At 53.8% G+C, this 16,345-nt stretch carries 12 protein-coding genes; 8 read left to right on the plus strand and 4 right to left on the minus strand.

What is annotated here, in order from left to right:
• Nucleotides 1–16: 16 nt before the first annotated feature.
• Nucleotides 17–2,692, minus strand: a complete 2,676-nt coding sequence (gene rcsD / locus F0Q32_RS03855; protein ID WP_149462041.1) for a phosphotransferase RcsD — start codon at nucleotides 2,690–2,692, stop codon at nucleotides 17–19.
• Nucleotides 2,693–3,503: 811 nt separating this feature from the next.
• Between rcsD and F0Q32_RS03865 the strand changes: the two genes are divergently transcribed.
• The 6 genes from F0Q32_RS03865 (at nucleotide 3,504) to mgtE (ending at nucleotide 10,862) form a co-directional block, all read left to right on the plus strand.
• Nucleotides 3,504–4,622, plus strand: coding sequence for a porin OmpC (locus F0Q32_RS03865; protein WP_149462043.1), 1,119 nt, complete (start codon nucleotides 3,504–3,506; stop codon nucleotides 4,620–4,622).
• A gap of 104 nt (nucleotides 4,623–4,726) precedes the next feature.
• Nucleotides 4,727–5,779: an FAD:protein FMN transferase ApbE gene (gene apbE / locus F0Q32_RS03870; RefSeq protein ID WP_149462044.1), complete on the plus strand. Its 1,053-nt coding sequence runs from the start codon at nucleotides 4,727–4,729 to the stop codon at nucleotides 5,777–5,779.
• A gap of 72 nt (nucleotides 5,780–5,851) precedes the next feature.
• Nucleotides 5,852–6,916: a bifunctional DNA-binding transcriptional regulator/O6-methylguanine-DNA methyltransferase Ada gene (ada, locus tag F0Q32_RS03875; protein ID WP_149462045.1), complete on the plus strand. Its 1,065-nt coding sequence runs from the start codon at nucleotides 5,852–5,854 to the stop codon at nucleotides 6,914–6,916.
• Nucleotides 6,916–7,566, plus strand: a complete 651-nt coding sequence (gene alkB / locus F0Q32_RS03880; RefSeq protein ID WP_149462046.1) for a DNA oxidative demethylase AlkB — start codon at nucleotides 6,916–6,918, stop codon at nucleotides 7,564–7,566. The genes ada and alkB overlap by 1 nt, the downstream gene beginning before the upstream one ends.
• Nucleotides 7,567–7,642: 76 nt before the next feature.
• The gene (locus F0Q32_RS03885) at nucleotides 7,643–9,286 is read left to right on the plus strand and encodes a multidrug ABC transporter permease/ATP-binding protein (protein ID WP_149462047.1); all 1,644 of its coding nucleotides are present in this window, start codon (nucleotides 7,643–7,645) and stop codon (nucleotides 9,284–9,286) included.
• A 139-nt stretch (nucleotides 9,287–9,425) separates the two neighbouring features.
• A complete protein-coding gene (gene mgtE / locus F0Q32_RS03890) occupies nucleotides 9,426–10,862 on the plus strand; it encodes a magnesium transporter (protein WP_108473624.1) in 1,437 nt (478 codons plus the stop codon).
• Here mgtE and F0Q32_RS03895 read toward each other — a convergent pair.
• Nucleotides 10,825–12,063, minus strand: coding sequence for a SulP family inorganic anion transporter (locus F0Q32_RS03895; protein ID WP_149462048.1), 1,239 nt, complete (start codon nucleotides 12,061–12,063; stop codon nucleotides 10,825–10,827). The genes mgtE and F0Q32_RS03895 overlap by 38 nt on opposite strands.
• Before the next feature lie 274 nt (nucleotides 12,064–12,337).
• Between F0Q32_RS03895 and mqo the strand changes: the two genes are divergently transcribed.
• A complete protein-coding gene (gene mqo / locus F0Q32_RS03900; protein ID WP_149462049.1) occupies nucleotides 12,338–13,990 on the plus strand; it encodes a malate dehydrogenase (quinone) in 1,653 nt (550 codons plus the stop codon).
• Nucleotides 13,991–14,235: 245 nt separating this feature from the next.
• Here mqo and eco read toward each other — a convergent pair whose 3' ends face one another.
• Both eco and F0Q32_RS03910 read right to left on the minus strand, forming a co-directional pair.
• The gene (eco, locus tag F0Q32_RS03905; protein ID WP_015963697.1) at nucleotides 14,236–14,721 is read right to left on the minus strand and encodes a serine protease inhibitor ecotin; all 486 of its coding nucleotides are present in this window, start codon (nucleotides 14,719–14,721) and stop codon (nucleotides 14,236–14,238) included.
• A 141-nt stretch (nucleotides 14,722–14,862) separates the two neighbouring features.
• A complete protein-coding gene (locus tag F0Q32_RS03910) occupies nucleotides 14,863–15,612 on the minus strand; it encodes a DeoR/GlpR family DNA-binding transcription regulator (protein WP_149462050.1) in 750 nt (249 codons plus the stop codon).
• Nucleotides 15,613–15,695: 83 nt separating this feature from the next.
• Here F0Q32_RS03910 and F0Q32_RS03915 point away from each other — a divergent pair, with 83 nt between their 5' ends.
• On the plus strand, nucleotides 15,696–16,295 hold the full coding sequence (locus F0Q32_RS03915) for an NUDIX domain-containing protein (protein ID WP_149462051.1): 600 nt from the start codon (nucleotides 15,696–15,698) through the stop codon (nucleotides 16,293–16,295).
• The last annotated feature ends 50 nt before the right edge of the window (nucleotides 16,296–16,345 follow it).

Genomic DNA, 16,345 nt, shown 5'->3' on the forward strand with positions numbered 1-16,345 from the left:
AATAAAGGCTACCTTGCTACAGCAAGCTCTTGACGTAGGCGTCAATGTCGCTGACATATTTTTCTATGGCCGGAGCATCTTTCTCACGAATTAAATGCTCAAGCGTTTCACACAACTGCTTGCCAGGAACCAGGTTAAGCATAGCAAACACCCCCTTCAGGCGGTGGGCTGTCTGTGCCAACGCGGCAAAATCACGCGCGTCGCATTCAGTATACAGCCTGCTAACATCTTCCGGTACCGTATCAACAAACAGCGCATAATAGCCGCTGGCCTGAAGCTCGGCGTTTTCATCGCCGCCAAGAGGTGATTCCGTGACCTCTTCCTGTGCCAGTTGCTCTTCAATAAGCTGAAGGACCGCGTCCTGCATAGCATTACTGATATTGAAGTTAACACGCAATTGGCCGGGGCCAATTTTGCGTATCCCAGCCTCATCATCGCTTAAAAGCAAGCCCGAAGCAGTAAGATTAGACGGATTATCTGTTAAAAAGATATCAAATTCTTGACTCGTCGCCCTTTCGTCCGGCGTGATGCACGTCGCCCCCCAGCTCTCTAACTGGCGGGTCACAATGGAACGAATCTCGTTAGAGGTGATATCCACCATCGCAACGACATCATCCAGCAGACGCTCTTCCTGTTCGCCGTCCTCCTCCCGCGCGGCCATTTTAACGTGCAGTGAGTAACGGGTACCTAACGATTCGCGCGCCTTTATATTCAAATGCCCGCCCAGCTTGCGTGCCAGTTGATCACACAGCCAGAAGGTGAGGGCGTTCGCTTTACCGTAACGGTCGGACTGGGTGTCGTTCAGGTAAGGGAAATGCAGATTATCGATTTCACCGTGCGACACACCGTTGCCGGTGTCCAGAATGCGGAAGGTCAGACGCTCGCCCGCAGACTCATCGGCATTCACTTCCAGCGTGATTTTGCCAATCTGAGTCGTAGTTACCGCGTACTGAATCAGCAGCAACAGAATACGGCGCAAGGCATCGCGATCGCCATGGCGCTGCTCTTTGGCTGGAAGCTGGTTGTTGATCAACAGTTGCAGGCCTTTACGCTTGATGGCGGGCAGGACTTCAGGCACCACTTCATCAATCAAATCCTGTAGCGAGAAGAGTGTGGATGCGCCTTTCCAGCTGTCATTTTCCAGCATATTGGCAAGCTGAATTTCATCAACCAGACGCACCAGCAGATCGGCGTTGTTCGCCAGCTTCTGGCTTTCAGTGGTATCTATCGCGGCGGCCTCGGCGGCCAGCGTCTTGATCGGCTGCTTTAAGGTATCGCTGATATTTTGCATAAAGGCCGCGCGGCCCTGCTGGTTCTTCTCATACAGACGCTGCGCTTGCTTAAGTTTCTTATTCACCAGCACTTCGCGGTCTTGATCGCGAATGATAAAGATCTGCATCCGTGGCGAAACCTGGCTGCGGAACTGGCGAATTTCGTACAGCTCATTATTAATGGTGGCCTGAATCACACCCTGATGCTGATCCGCCATGCTGGTGATGTTTTGCAGGTTCAGGTGCGGCAAGAGGTGATCGGCGATTTTGTTGCTAATTAAGGTGCGATTCGATTCCTGATCGTGCACCAGCAGCCCCAGTGGCAGCAGTGAGACAATCTCTTCATTGATTGCGCGCAGTAAACGCAGTTCGTTGTTGGCACCCGACACCGGCGCGGTAGCGGCGCTTTTGCGGCCCGTCTGATGACGGAACGTGGAGTAACCGAACAGCGCCAGCGCCAGCAGGCTAATATTCAGCAGCAGCGGTAGCATGATGTTCTGGAAGGTATCCAGCAACAGCGTGCCAAACGGGACCTGCCACACCAGACGCATGCCGGTCGAATTCAGCGATGAAGAGATCTCAATACGCGAGCTGTTGAAGTTAATTGCGACACTATCACTGGGCTCTTTATCCTGACTGCGCAGGGCGTTCTGCGACGGGTCCTGTTCGAGGCGGAAACTGTCCAGAGACATCGCCGGCGGCACCAGATCGTTAATCGGCAGGTCGAACGCCACTACCGTCGCAAGATGCCCCGGCTGGTTAAAAGTGGTGCGTAAAGTGAAGTAATGACCGTTTTGCCAGGCCAGACGCCGCAAAGAGGAGAAGGTTTCACGTTCGTCCAGCGTATTCGCTTGCTGGAGCATCTCGGCGCGGCGCGAATCGACGATGCTACCCACCGTAGATTCTTTAAACCCGGAAGAGAGATCTTTTAGCGGCAGCGTAGAAATCAGGATCAGGCTGTTGTCCTGACCGTTCAGGTAATACATCGACCACGGGATGGTTTCTGCGCCCCAAAGCGTATCGAGATAGGTGGACATGCGCTGGGTAATTTCCAGCGTCGAGCTGTCGTGGGAGCCGAAAATTAGCGCCTCGGTTTTACGTCGCGGCTTTTCCAGATAGTAGACGTCCTGTTTAAGACGCGTTTCCTGTAACCCTTCGCTGGACGTTGCTGTAGAGGGGGCGGCGGCAATGTTGTCGTAGATCTGCCAGGTTGCATAACGCCAGGTATCAATGCGCTTATGCACGGCATGGGTCATGTCGACTATCTGATAGCTCTTGTCCTTCAGCCACGCGTTAACCGCGCTCTGAATCATCACGCCCATCGTTACCAGCAACACGATGATCATTAACAGGAAGAAGCGGGTGATGCTGCCCGGCAGCAGGGAAAATTTACCGGACGTTTTCTTGTCAGACTGACTCATTGGCGTGTGTAACCCATCATAACGGCATCTGAATGAGAATATGCTCAGACATAGGTGAGCGTGGGACGTCTTAACCTGTTTTGCGTGGCGAACCCACGTCAAATTCTCTGTAACAGGTGACAGTACAGCAGGCAGTATAAAGGGAACTGTGCCAATTGCCACACTTCAGCGGTTTTCAGCCCCTGAAAGGGGGGAGAAATAGGGGAAATAAAGAGGTGATGGAGAGGCAACATCGCGTTTGCGCCAGGTAATGCCAGCAGGAATTAACCCGAAATTATTACGTGAAAATTATGTTATTAATTTGTTATTGATTTTGTTGGTGATTAATTAATGACCGTTATAATTCCCGAGGGTTAGCATACAGGGATTAAAGTTACGTAAAGAAAGGTAAAAAAAAACCGGATGCGATGCATCCGGTGGAAATAGGGGTAAACAGACATTCAGAACTGAATGACGGTAATAAATAAAGTTAATGATGATAGCGATATCTATTTTAGTTGCGGGTGAAACTTTTGTTTTACCATTCAGTGCTAAACCCGTAACCAATTTTAATGCATTGATTATCAACAACTATTTCAAAATTCTTTGTTTATCTGTGCTATTTATCTTACCCATTTGTGCGAAAAAAAGTTCCGCGATTTTTACATTTTGAAACATCTATGTGGATAAATGAAACACCTTTAAGGTTTTAGTATCATTTTGGTGTTGGATTATTCTGCATTTTGCAGCACAATGGGTTTGCCGACTGGTTAATGAGGGTTGACCAGTAAGCAGTGGCATATAAAAAGGCATATAACAGAGGGTTATTAACATGAAAGTTAAAGTACTGTCCCTCCTGGTACCAGCACTGCTGGTAGCGGGCGCAGCAAATGCGGCTGAAATTTATAACAAAGACGGCAACAAATTAGATCTGTACGGTAAAATCGCTGGTCTGCACTACTTCTCCGATGATAACAGCGCTGACGGCGACCAGACCTACATGCGTGTTGGCATTAAAGGTGAGACTCAAATCCAGGACCAACTGACCGGTTACGGCCAGTGGGAATACAACGTTCAGGCGAACAACACTGAAGACTCCGGCAATCAGGCATGGACTCGTCTGGCATTCGCCGGTCTGCGCTTCGGTGATGCAGGTTCCTTCGACTACGGTCGTAACTACGGCGTTGTTTACGACATCACTTCCTGGACCGACGTTCTGCCGGAATTCGGCGGCGACACCTACGGTTCTGACAACTTCCTGCAGCAGCGTGCTAACGGCGTTGCTACCTACCGTAACTCTGACTTCTTCGGTCTGGTTGATGGCCTGAACTTTGCTCTGCAGTATCAGGGTAAAAACGGCAGCCAATCTGGCGAAGGTCAGACCAACAACGGTCGTAAAGAACTGAAACAGAACGGTGACGGCTTCGGTGGCTCCCTGTCTTATGACATCGGCGAAGGCTTCAGCGTCGGTGGTGCGATTGCCAGCTCTAAACGTACTGACGATCAAAACACCAACCTGGCATTTGGCCGTGGCGACAAAGCGACGACCTACACCGGTGGTCTGAAATATGATGCGAACAACATCTACCTGGCCGCACAGTACACCCAGACTTACAACGCGACTCGTTTCGGTGACGTTAACTTCGGTGGCTACGCTGATAAAGCGCAGAACTTCGAAGTTGTTGCACAGTACCAGTTCGACTTCGGTCTGCGTCCGTCCGTTGCTTACCTGCAGTCTAAAGGCAAAGACCTCGTAACTGCTGGTGGTCGTGACTTCGGCGACCAGGATCTGGTTAAATATGTTGATGTTGGCGCGACCTACTACTTCAACAAAAACATGTCTACCTATGTTGATTACAAAATCAACCTGCTGGATGACAACACCTTCACCCGCGCTGCTGGCATCTCTACCGATGACATCGTAGCACTGGGTCTGGTTTACCAGTTCTAATCGACTGTTAACCTGTAGAAAAGGAGCCGAAAGGCTCCTTTTTTTATGCCTTGTTTAAGTTAATTGGTGTACTCTTGCGCGCATTGCAGGAGAAATAATACCGGATGGAAATGAATATCTTACGTGCGGCTCTGGTGAGCGCCGCGTTACTGCTTGCTGGCTGCGATAACGCCAGTACCACCGCGCCGTTAAAAGAAACCGCAACGGTGCTCGAAGGCAAGACCATGGGCACCTTCTGGCGTGTGAGCGTGGTGGATATCGATAAAAAACGCGCTGATGAACTGCGTGAAAAAATCCAGACGCAGCTTGATGGTGATGACCAGCTACTCTCGACGTGGAAAAACGACTCCGCGCTGATGCGATTTAACGTCTCCTCCAGCACCGCGCCGTGGCCGGTTACTGAAGCCATGGCGGATATCGTCACCGAATCTCTGCGCATCGGGCAAAAAACCCGGGGCGCGATGGACATTACTGTAGGCCCACTGGTGAATCTGTGGGGCTTTGGTCCGGATAAACAGCCGGTCAGCACGCCAACACAGGAACAAATCGATACGGCAAAAGCCAAAACCGGCTTGCAGCATCTGACGGTGATTAACACCGCAGGTCGCCAGTATCTGCAAAAAGATCTCCCGGAACTCTATGTTGATCTTTCGACCGTTGGCGAAGGCTATGCGGCGGATCATCTTGCGCGCCTGATGGGCCAGGAGGGGATCTCGCGTTACCTGGTCTCCGTTGGCGGCGCGCTGTCGAGTCGGGGCATGAACGCGGAAGGTCGCCCGTGGCGCGTGGCGATTCAAAAACCGACGGATAAAGAGAACGCCGTACAGGCGATTGTCGATATCAACGGTCACGGGATCAGCACATCCGGCAGCTACCGTAACTATTATGAGCTGGACGGGCAGCGAATCTCTCATGTCATCGATCCACAAACCGGCCGACCCATTACCCACAAACTGGTTTCTGTGACGGTGATTGCGCCGACGGCGCTGGAAGCCGATGCCTGGGATACCGGCCTAATGGTTCTCGGCCCGGAAAAAGCCAAAGAAGTGGTGCGCGAGCAGGGGCTGGCGGTGTATATGATCATGAAAGAGGGTGATAACTTCACCACCTGGATGTCGCCGCAGTTCAAAGCATTTTTGGTAAACGGTAAAAATTAAAAAGCAAGATTGCTGGTTTTTTGCTGTCTCCTCCAGGGCAAAGTCGTCGTACACTTACTGGAGGAGCCTGATATGACATCTCACACTTTCCATACTGATGAGCGCCGCTGGCAGGCGGTGCTTGAGCGCGATGCCGGTGCCGACGGGCAGTTTGTCTTTGCGGTCCGCACCACCGGTATTTTTTGTCGTCCCTCCTGCAAAGCGCGTCATGCGTTGCGCCAGAATGTGCAATTTTATCCTGATGCTGATGCGGCGCTGCAGGCGGGTTTTCGCCCCTGCAAACGCTGTCAGCCGAATACGCTCGATCCCCAGTTGCAAAAAGTGAACAAAGTGGCGATAGCCTGCCGGATGCTCGAACAGGATGCGCCCGTCACCCTTGATACGCTAGCCGAGGCGGTCGCTGTCAGTCCCTACCATTTCCACCGTCTGTTTAAGTCGGTCACCGGCGTCACGCCAAAAGCGTGGCAGCAAGCGTGGCGCGCCCGACGTTTGCGTGAAGCGCTGGCGGAAGGCGAGGCGGTGACCCATGCCGTACTCAATGCCGGTTTTCCGGACAGCAGCAGCTACTATCGCCATGCCGACCAGCTTCTGGGTATGACGGCAAAACAGTATCGACGCGGTGGTGAAGAGGCCGTTATTCATTATGCGCTGGAAGAGTGCCGTTTCGGTCGCTGCCTCGTGGCGTTGAGTGCACGTGGTATCTGCGCCGTGCTGCTGGGCGATAGCGATGCGCAACTGACGGCAGAGCTTCAGCAACTTTTTCCCTCGGCGCAATCACAGCAGGGGAGCCCGGCTTTTCATCAGCAAATTCATGAGGTGGTGAGGCGTCTGGATTTTCAACAGTTAACGCTGAATTTGCCGCTGGATATTCGCGGCACCGCCTTTCAACAGCAGGTCTGGCAGGCGTTACGCGCGATTCCGCTGGGTGAAACGCGCAGCTATCAGCAAATTGCCACGGCCATTGGCAATCCGAAGGCCGTTCGCGCGGTGGCCGGTGCTTGCGCAGCGAACAAACTGGCGATTATTATTCCATGCCATCGCGTGGTACGTGAAGATGGCAGCCTGTCGGGATACCGCTGGGGCGTGGGGCGAAAAGCCGCGCTGCTGGCGGATGAGAAAAATGCCGGAGGAAAATAATGCTCGATCTCTTTGCTGATGAAGCCCCCTGGCAGGAACTGCTGGCGGCAGGCGCAGTCATCCTTCGTCGTCAGGCGCTAAGCCAGGCCGGTGAACTGCTGGCGGCGATTGAACAGATCGCCGCGTTGTCACCGTTTCGCCAGATGGTAACGCCCGGCGGCTATACCATGTCGGTGGCGATGACCAACTGCGGCCCGCTGGGCTGGAGCACCGACCTCCACGGTTACTGCTACACGCCGCGCGATCCGCTGACGGGTAAATCCTGGCCGTCCATGCCGGATGTTTTCCGCAGGCTGGCGCTGGAGGCGGCGACGCAGGCGGGCTATGCTGATTTTTCGCCGGACGCCTGCCTGATTAACCGCTATCTTCCGGGTGCGAAACTGTCGCTGCATCAGGATAAAGACGAAGCCACGCTGAGCGCACCGATTGTGTCGGTTTCGCTGGGCTTGCCTGCTGTGTTCCAGTTTGGCGGCCTTAAGCGTAACTGTCCGCTCCAGCGCGTGTTGCTGGAACATGGCGATGTGGTGGTGTGGGGCGGCGAATCGCGCCTCTTTTATCATGGCATTCAGCCGCTCAAACCGGGCCACCATCCACAGGTTGGCCCACTGCGCTATAACCTCACCTTTCGCCATGCGGGTAATAAAGAATAAAAATAAGAATTATTCTTGATGTACTCGCGCGGCAGTTTACACTGCACGCTGTTTTTCTTTTCCGGGTTGCTGTTTTATGGAACTTCTCCTGCTTGTCTGGCGCCAGTACCGCTGGCCATTTATTGCCGTTATGGCACTGAGTTTGCTGAGCGCGGCGTTAGGGATTGGGCTGATTGCCTTCATTAACCTGCGTTTAATCACGACGGTCGATATGTCGCTGACGGTGCTGCCAGAGTTTCTCGGGCTGCTGCTATTGCTGATGGCGGTTACGCTGGGTTCGCAACTGGCGCTGACCACGCTCGGACATCACTTTGTTTACCGTCTGCGCAGCGAATTCATTAAACGTATTCTGGACACCCAGGTCGAACGCATCGAAAAACTCGGCAGCGCGGCGCTGCTGGCGGGCCTGACCAGCGATGTGCGTGCGATCACCATCGCTTTCGTCCGCCTGCCGGAACTGGTGCAGGGGATTATCCTGACCTTTGGCTCCGCCGCTTACCTGGCATTTCTGTCGACGAAAATGCTGCTGGTGACCGCACTGTGGATGGCGCTGACCATCTGGGGCGGTTTTGTGCTGGTGGCGCGGGTCTACAAACATATGGCGATTCTGCGTGAGACGGAAGATGCGCTGTATCAGGATTATCAGACCGTGCTGGAAGGGCGCAAAGAGCTCACCCTCAACCGGGAACGCGCAGAGTATGTCTTTAATCAGCTCTATATTCCGGACGCAAAAAGCTACCGTCACCATATTGTGCGTGCCGACACCTTCCATCTGAGCGCCGTGAACTGGTCGAATATTATGATGCTGGGCGCCATCGGCCTGGTCTTCTGGATGGCGAACAGCCTGGGCTGGGCGGATACCGCCGTGGCGGCGACGTACTCGCTGACACTGCTGTTCCTGCGCACACCGTTGTTATCGGCCGTTGGCGCGCTGCCGACGTTGCTCAGCGCCCAGGTGGCGTTCAAAAAGCTCAACACCTTCTCGCTTGCACCTTACCAGGCGGAATTCCCGGTGCCAAAAGCGTATCCAAACTGGCAAACGCTCGAACTGCGCGATGTGGAGTTTCACTATGAAGACAACACCTTCGCCGTGGGCCCGATTAACCTGACGCTCCATCGCGGCGAACTGGTGTTCCTGATTGGCGGCAACGGCAGCGGTAAATCGACGCTGGCGATGCTGCTTACCGGTCTCTATCAACCGGTTAAAGGACAGATACTGCTGGACGGTAAACCGCTGGCTGCGGACAAACCGGAAGATTACCGTAAGCTGTTCTCAGCGGTCTTCACCGACGTCTGGCTGTTTGACCAGTTGCTGGGGCCGGAAGGAAAACAGGCCGACCCGGCGCTGGTGGATAAGTGGCTGGAACAGCTGAAAATGGGGCATAAGGTGAAGCTGGAAAACGGCAAAATCCTTGACCTTAAACTCTCGAAAGGGCAAAAGAAGCGTGTGGCGCTACTGCTGGCATTAGCGGAAGAGCGAGACATCATTATGCTGGATGAGTGGGCCGCCGATCAGGATCCGCACTTCCGCCGCGAGTTCTACCAAATATTGCTCCCGCTGATGCAACAGATGGGCAAAACTGTTTTCGCTATCAGCCACGACGACCACTACTTCATCCATGCCGATCGTCTGCTGGAGATGCGCAATGGTCAATTGAGTGAGTTGACCGGCGAGGAGCGCGACGCCGCCTCGCGCGATGCGGTCGCCCGAACGGCATAACCTGATGAAAAAAGCGGCATTCGCCGCTTTTTTTATGGGTTTTAAAATGCTGTTTATTATTATTTACATTACTCCACGCTATGCTTAATGCTCCCGGCTGACCTGCCGGGCATTCACATGACCGAAAGGATGACCGGCAATGTCCGCAATAATGAAAAACAGCGCAAAGCTGCGTGATGAAGAGCGTGCGCGCCTTATCTGGCTCTTAACCACCGATAAAGCCATTACTTCTGTTCTGCTGGGTAAACTGACGCTCGCCGAGCAGTATGATGAAAGTACGCTTATCGACGATCTTGCGGAAGTGAGCGCGCTGGTGGCGCATCTTCCTGGCCCGGACCTGGCGGACGTTCTGGAGGCATTGCCCTCCGATGAGCGTCACGCGTTATGGAACGTGGTGGAAGATGACAAGCGCGGTAAAGTGTTGCTTGAAGCATCGGAGAACGTCTGGGACGACCTCATTGACGATATGAGCGACCGGGCGTTGCTCGATGCACTGCAAACGCTGGACATCGATGAACAGATTTACCTGGTTCAGCATCTGCCACGCGATTTAACCGGACGCCTGCTGGCAACGCTCCCGCCGTCCGAGCGCGCCCGCGTGCGTCAGGTGATGAACTACGCCCACGATCGCGTCGGCTCGATCATGGAGTTCGAAGTCATTACCGTGCGCCCGGAAGTGACGCTGGCGACCGTCCAGCGCTACCTGCGGCGGCTCGGAAAAATGCCGGAAAACACCGATAAACTGTTCGTCACCCGGCGCGATATGACGCTGGTAGGCGAACTTGAACTGACCACCATTTTGCTCAGCCCGGCACAAAGCACCGTTGAAGCGGTAATGGAATCCGAACCGGTGGCTTTCCACCCGGAAGAAGAGTCGGAAAAGGTGGCCCGTACCTTCGAACGTGACAACCTGGTCAGCGCCGCGGTTATCGATCAGCAGGGCAAACTGATGGGACGTTTGACCATCGATGAGATCGTTGACGTGGTTTATGAAGAAACGGATAGCGATCTGCGTCGCATGGGTGGCCTGAGTGCCGAAGAGGACGTATTTGCGCCAGTGACCAAAGCGGTGAAAACCCGTTGGGCGTGGCTGGCCATCAACCTCTGCACCGCCTTTATTGCTTCGCGCGTCATCGATGGCTTCGAACATACCATCTCACAACTGGTGGCGCTGGCGTCGTTGATGCCGATCGTCGCAGGCATTGGCGGTAACACCGGAAACCAGACGATTACCATGATCGTGCGCGCGCTGGCGCTACAGCAGATCCAGCCGGGCAACTTCTCATTTCTGATCCTGCGTGAAATGGGCGTGGCGTTGATTAATGGCCTGGTGTGGGGCGGGATCATGGGCTGCGTCACCTGGCTGCTCTACAGCGACCCGCACCTGGGTGCGGTGATGACGCTGGCGATGGTGCTGAATCTGCTGGTCGCGGCGCTAATGGGCGTACTGATCCCGATGATCATGGTGAAGTTTGGCCGCGACCCGGCGGTAGGCTCCAGCGTGATGATCACCGCGATCACCGACACCGGCGGCTTCTTTATTTTCCTTGGGCTGGCGACGATTTTTCTGCTTTAGCAGCCAGTTTCGCTTTCAGGCGGGCAGGGATCAGCACCATGCAGACCACGCCCGCCAGCACGCCAATCGCCAGATTGCCGGTGCTGACGGTTGCCGCGACCGTGACCACCATCACCACGGTTTCTGGCCATGGAGCGCGTTTCAGTGTTGCAGGCTGGATGCTGTGCCAGCTAAAGGTTTTGAACGCCACAATCACCATAATACCGGCCAGTACCGACATCGGAATATCAGCCATCACCTTGCTTAATGCCGTCACTAACAACAGTAATACCAGGCCTGCCATGATTGTTGAAACGCGGCTACGGCCTTTTCCCATCTCCACGTTGACGATCGTCTGACCAATCATCGCACAACCCGCGATGCCACCGTAAAAACCGGCCAGGATGTTGGCGATGCCAAGCCCGGCGCTTTCGCGTGCTTTATTTGACGGCGTCGCGGTCAAATCATCAACCAGCTTTGCCGTCAGCAACGACTCCATTAAGCCGACAAACGCAATGCTCAGCGCGCAGGGCCAGATGATGTTCAGGGTGTCGAGATTTAGCGGCACCAGTAACTGCGTCAGGCCTGGCAGGCCGCCGCTCATCGAACCTTCATCGCCTACGGTGGGCAGTAGCTGACCGCTGGTGACGGTGAAAAGGGTTAACAGCACGATGGCAATCAGCGGTGATGGCACGCTCTTAATCACCCGCGGCACCCACAGCACAATCAATAGGGTCGCGACGAACAGCGCGATAATCAGCGGATTACGGCTCCAGAAATGCGGCACTTGCGCGAAGAAGATCAGCACGCCTAGCGCGTTGACAAAACCGGTCATCACCGGATGAGGAATAAAACGCATCAACCGTGCCATACCGCACAGGCCGAACAGAATTTGAATCACGCCAGCCATCACCACGGCGGGCAAGATGTATCCCACGCCGTGTTGATGCACCATTGGCCCGATGACCAGCGCCACAGAACCGGCGGCGGCAGTCACCATCGCCGGACGCCCGCCGAGAAAGGACATTGCCAGGCACAGCACGACCGAGGCGATCAAACTGACTTTGGGGTCAACGCCAGCAATCACGGAAAAAGAGATGACTTCGGGGATCAATGCCAGCGCGGTAATGACGCCAGCCAGCGTTTCACGTAGCAGCAGTTTGGGCGAGCGCATTACGGAAAGGAGGCGATCATCCTGGGGAGCAAAAGGGGTGTCTGACATAGGATCTTCATTGGTTATCGATAGCCGGTTTTCTATAAGCCGTACTTTCGTGCTATTTATCACAAAACGGAGCAGTTTACCGCTCTATGTCACAGAATGCCAATACAAAAATTTAATTGACGTATACATTTATTAAACATTTTGATAACAGGTCTCAAAACACAACTTAAAATTTAAACAATATTTAATTTTTTTGTTGCTGGTGATACCGTATACCCACGAATTGTTTTTACCTGCGTGTAACAAATCGCATTTCAAGTAAGGCCTCCCTACAATGAAGAAAAAGACAGCTGTACCCAATGCACAGAAAGCGGGTTCCGATACTGCTTCTGATGTGGCCAAAACCAACTCCCGCGTTATACACGAGACGGATGTTTTGTTGATCGGTGGTGGTATTATGAGCGCTACGCTGGGTACCTGGCTGCAAGAGCTGGAACCGAACTGGTCGATCACCATGGTCGAGCAAATGGAAAGCGTCGCGGAAGAGAGTTCCAACGGCTGGAACAACGCAGGCACCGGCCACTCGGCGCTGATGGAACTGAACTACACGCCACAGAAAGCGGACGGTTCTGTCAGCATCGAAAAAGCGATTGATATAAACGAAGCATTCCAGGTTTCTCGTCAGTTCTGGGCGCATCAGGTGAAGCGCGGCGTCCTCACGCAGCCGAAATCCTTTATTAACACCGTTCCGCATATGAGCTTTGTCTGGGGCGATGCGAACGTCAACTTCCTGCGCGCGCGCTACCGTGCGCTGCAGCAGAACCCGCTGTTCCGCGGTATGCGCTACTCCGAAGATCATCAACAGATTAAAGAGTGGGCGCCGCTGGTGATGGAAGGGCGCGATCCGCAGCAAAAAATTGCCGCGACACGCACCGAAGCCGGTACCGATGTGAACTATGGCGAAATTACCCGCCAGCTGATTTCCTCGTTGCAGGCGCATAAAAACTTCAGTCTGCAACTCAATACGGTGGTGCGTCGTTTCCGTCAGAATGCGGACAAGAGCTGGACCATCACCGTATCCGATGCCAATAACAGCCACGCGAAACGCACGATTAAAGCCAAATTTATCTTTATCGGCGCGGGTGGCGCGGCGTTGAAACTGCTGCAACAGACCAAAATTCCTCAAGCGAAAGAGTATGCCGGCTTCCCGGTTGGCGGCCAGTTCCTGGTGTGTGAAAACCCCGAGGTGGTGAATCATCATCTGGCGAAAGTATATGGTCAGGCCGATGTTGGCGCGCCACCGATGTCGGTGCCGCACATTGATACCCGCGTGATTGACGGCAAACGCGTCATTCTGTTCGGGCCATTCGCGACCTTCTCAACGCGCTTCCTGAAAAACGGATCGCTGTGGGATCTGCTGGCGTCGATCAACAAATCGAACATCATGCCGATGATCAACGTCGGAATGGACAACTTCGATCTGGTGAAATATCTGGTTAGCCAGGTGCTGCAGAAAGATAAGGATCGTCACGCCGCGCTGCGTGAATACTATCCGATGGCGCAGAAAGGCGACTGGCGCTTGTGGCAGGCGGGGCAGCGCGTGCAGATTATCAAGCGCGATGCGCAGAAAGGCGGCGTTCTGCGTCTGGGCACAGAAGTGGTGAGCGACGATGAAGGTACCGTGGCGGCACTGCTCGGTGCGTCGCCGGGTGCCTCCACCGCTGCGCCAATCATGCTGCAACTGCTGGAAAAAGTGTTCCACGAGAAAATGCAGACCGCAGCCTGGCAGACGAAAATCAAAGCCGTAGTGCCGACTTACGGCTCGCGCCTGAACGAACATCCGCAGGCGATTGAAGAGACTCTGGCGCACACCAGTGAAGTGCTGGAACTGAGCTACGTGCCGGTTCGTGATGCCGATCCTACCCCGCAACCGCAGACAAAATCGCAGCCGGTGGTGGTGAATGAGATGGCGGATATTGCGCTGTAAATGATAAAAAGCCCCGAATACGGGGCTTGAGATTTCTGACAAACTGGCTCAGACGTTAATATGGGCACGGTTTTCCCCCTCGCCCTTCCAGGGAGAGGGCCGGGGTGAGGGTAAATATCCGCATCAGTGCTGGCCTGTTCCCCTCACCCTAACCCTCTCCCCAAAGGGGCGAGGGGACTGTTTGCGCTCTTTTTGAACGTTGTCATCAATATGAAGCCGATATTTTCAGGGCTTCTTGCAACTTATTAACGCTCTACAGCGTTATGAACTTCTTCTTCGGCTTTCCAGACGCGGTATTTCACTTCCACGTTATCCGGGGTGTAGACCACGATCGGCAGTTTGCTGTTGTAACGCAGCATGCCGTCGTCACCGAGATACGCCGCAACGAACTGTTTGGTCTTCGTTTTGTCCGGGCAGGCCATCATGGTGGAGACCGGTTCGCCAACTTTATCAAAAACATAGTAGTCGTAACCCCAACCTTCCAGCGTTTTGCTTTCCAGCTTGCCACCCAGGCGGTGACGGTTACAGTCGACTTCCAGCGTTTTACCAATCATCAGCTCAACTTTCAGCGCTGATTCGTCCTGCTGCGCAGGTAACTGAATCACCTGGCGCTTCATGCCTTTTTCCGCTTGCGGATAAGGCGCAACTTTTTCCAGCGGTTGCTCTGCCGCCGTGGCAGAAAGCGAAACAGCGGTCAGTAGTAAAGCAGCGAGCGTAAATGTGTTTTTCACTGTGAATCCTTTTTATCAGTAGTTCATCGGCAAGATTATCATCATTGTCGTGAATGTTAAGTGCCATTTACTGATTTTTGCATTAAGAGTAGTGAACTGTTTTGCGTATTAATCCGAAAACGAAGTTTCTCGCTGTCAGGATCAAAGCAGTTCTATCTGCTGTTTTGCACAGGCTTCGCGTAACGTGGCATCGGGTTCCCCATCGATGATAATCGCGCTGGCAAGGGAAAGCGGGCCGATGGCAAAAGCGGAAGCGGCGTTCATCTTTTCAGTCGAGGCCATGACTACTGTTTCTGCCGCGCGCTGCGACAGGGCGCGTTTCACACAGGCTTCTTCGTAATCACCCGTGGTAAAGCCTGCGCTGGCATGAATGCCCGTCACGCCCATAAAAAAGAGGTCGGCATTGATATGACTGATGGCATCGATCATTGCCGATCCCACTGTCACAACAGAATGTTTAAACAATCTCCCGCCGATGACGATCACCTCCACCAGTGGGTGATCGATCAGACTGACGGCAATCCCTGGGCTGTGAGTGACGACGGTAAAGGCGATATCCCGTGGTAGGCGCGCCACCAGTTCATGGGCGGTGGTTCCGCCATCAATCATCACCACCTGACCTGGTTGTATCAGTTTTACCGCTTTTTCTGCCACTATCTGCTTTGAACGGTTTTGCACGTTTTTGCGTGTTTCGATTGGCGCTATTGCGGCTGATGCGGGCAGTGCACCACCATGAACGCGCTGCAACAGACCTTCAGCCGCCAGTTCCCGTAAATCACGCCGGATAGAGTCCTCTGAAATCAGGAACCTTTGGCTCAGTTCGCTGGATAAAACTTGCTTATGTTGCGCGAGCAGTTCGAGAATTGCTTTTTTACGTTGGCTGGCGAGCATGAATATTTCTCTTCACGTTTTATCTTGATATTGCACGATTGTGCATGACATTATCGTTTTTGTCATTCACCTGAGGAATAAAAATGCACAATAACACGCCACGCCTTCGCAACGTTCAGGAACAGCTTCTATCTGATAACTGGTACGTACTGAAAAAATATACCTTCGATGTACAGCGCCGTGACGGCAGCTGGCAGACGCAGAGCCGTGAGGTCTATGACCGGGGCAATGGCGCAACGATCCTGCTCTATAACCGCGAGAAAAAAAGTGTGGTACTGACCCGACAGTTTCGCTTCCCGGTTTCGGTGAACGGCCACTCAGGTCTGTTGATTGAGGCGGCGGCGGGGCTGCTGGATCAAGCGTCGCCGGAAGCGCGGATTCTGGCGGAGGCTGAAGAAGAAACCGGCTTTAAAGTGAGCCACCTGGAAAAAGTTTTTGAAGCCTATATGAGCCCCGGTTCGGTCACGGAGAAACTCTACTTTTTCATCGCGGAATACAGCGAGCGCGACCGTACCGGTGACGGTGGTGGGCTGGCGGAAGAGGGCGAAGACATTGAAGTGCTGGAGTGGCCCTTTGAGCAAGCGCTGGCGGCGATTACGCGCGGTGAAATTGTGGACGGGAAAACCATCATGTTGTTGCAGCATCTGGCGCTGAAGGATGTCTTTCACGAAATACGGGGCTGAATCGAGGTTTTAAACACTCAGCCAGGCGGGATGCGGAAATCCTGCCTATA

Origin of the sequence: Pseudocitrobacter sp. 73 (assembly GCF_008369545.1) — a bacterium.
GTDB lineage: Bacteria > Pseudomonadota > Gammaproteobacteria > Enterobacterales > Enterobacteriaceae > Pseudocitrobacter > Pseudocitrobacter vendiensis.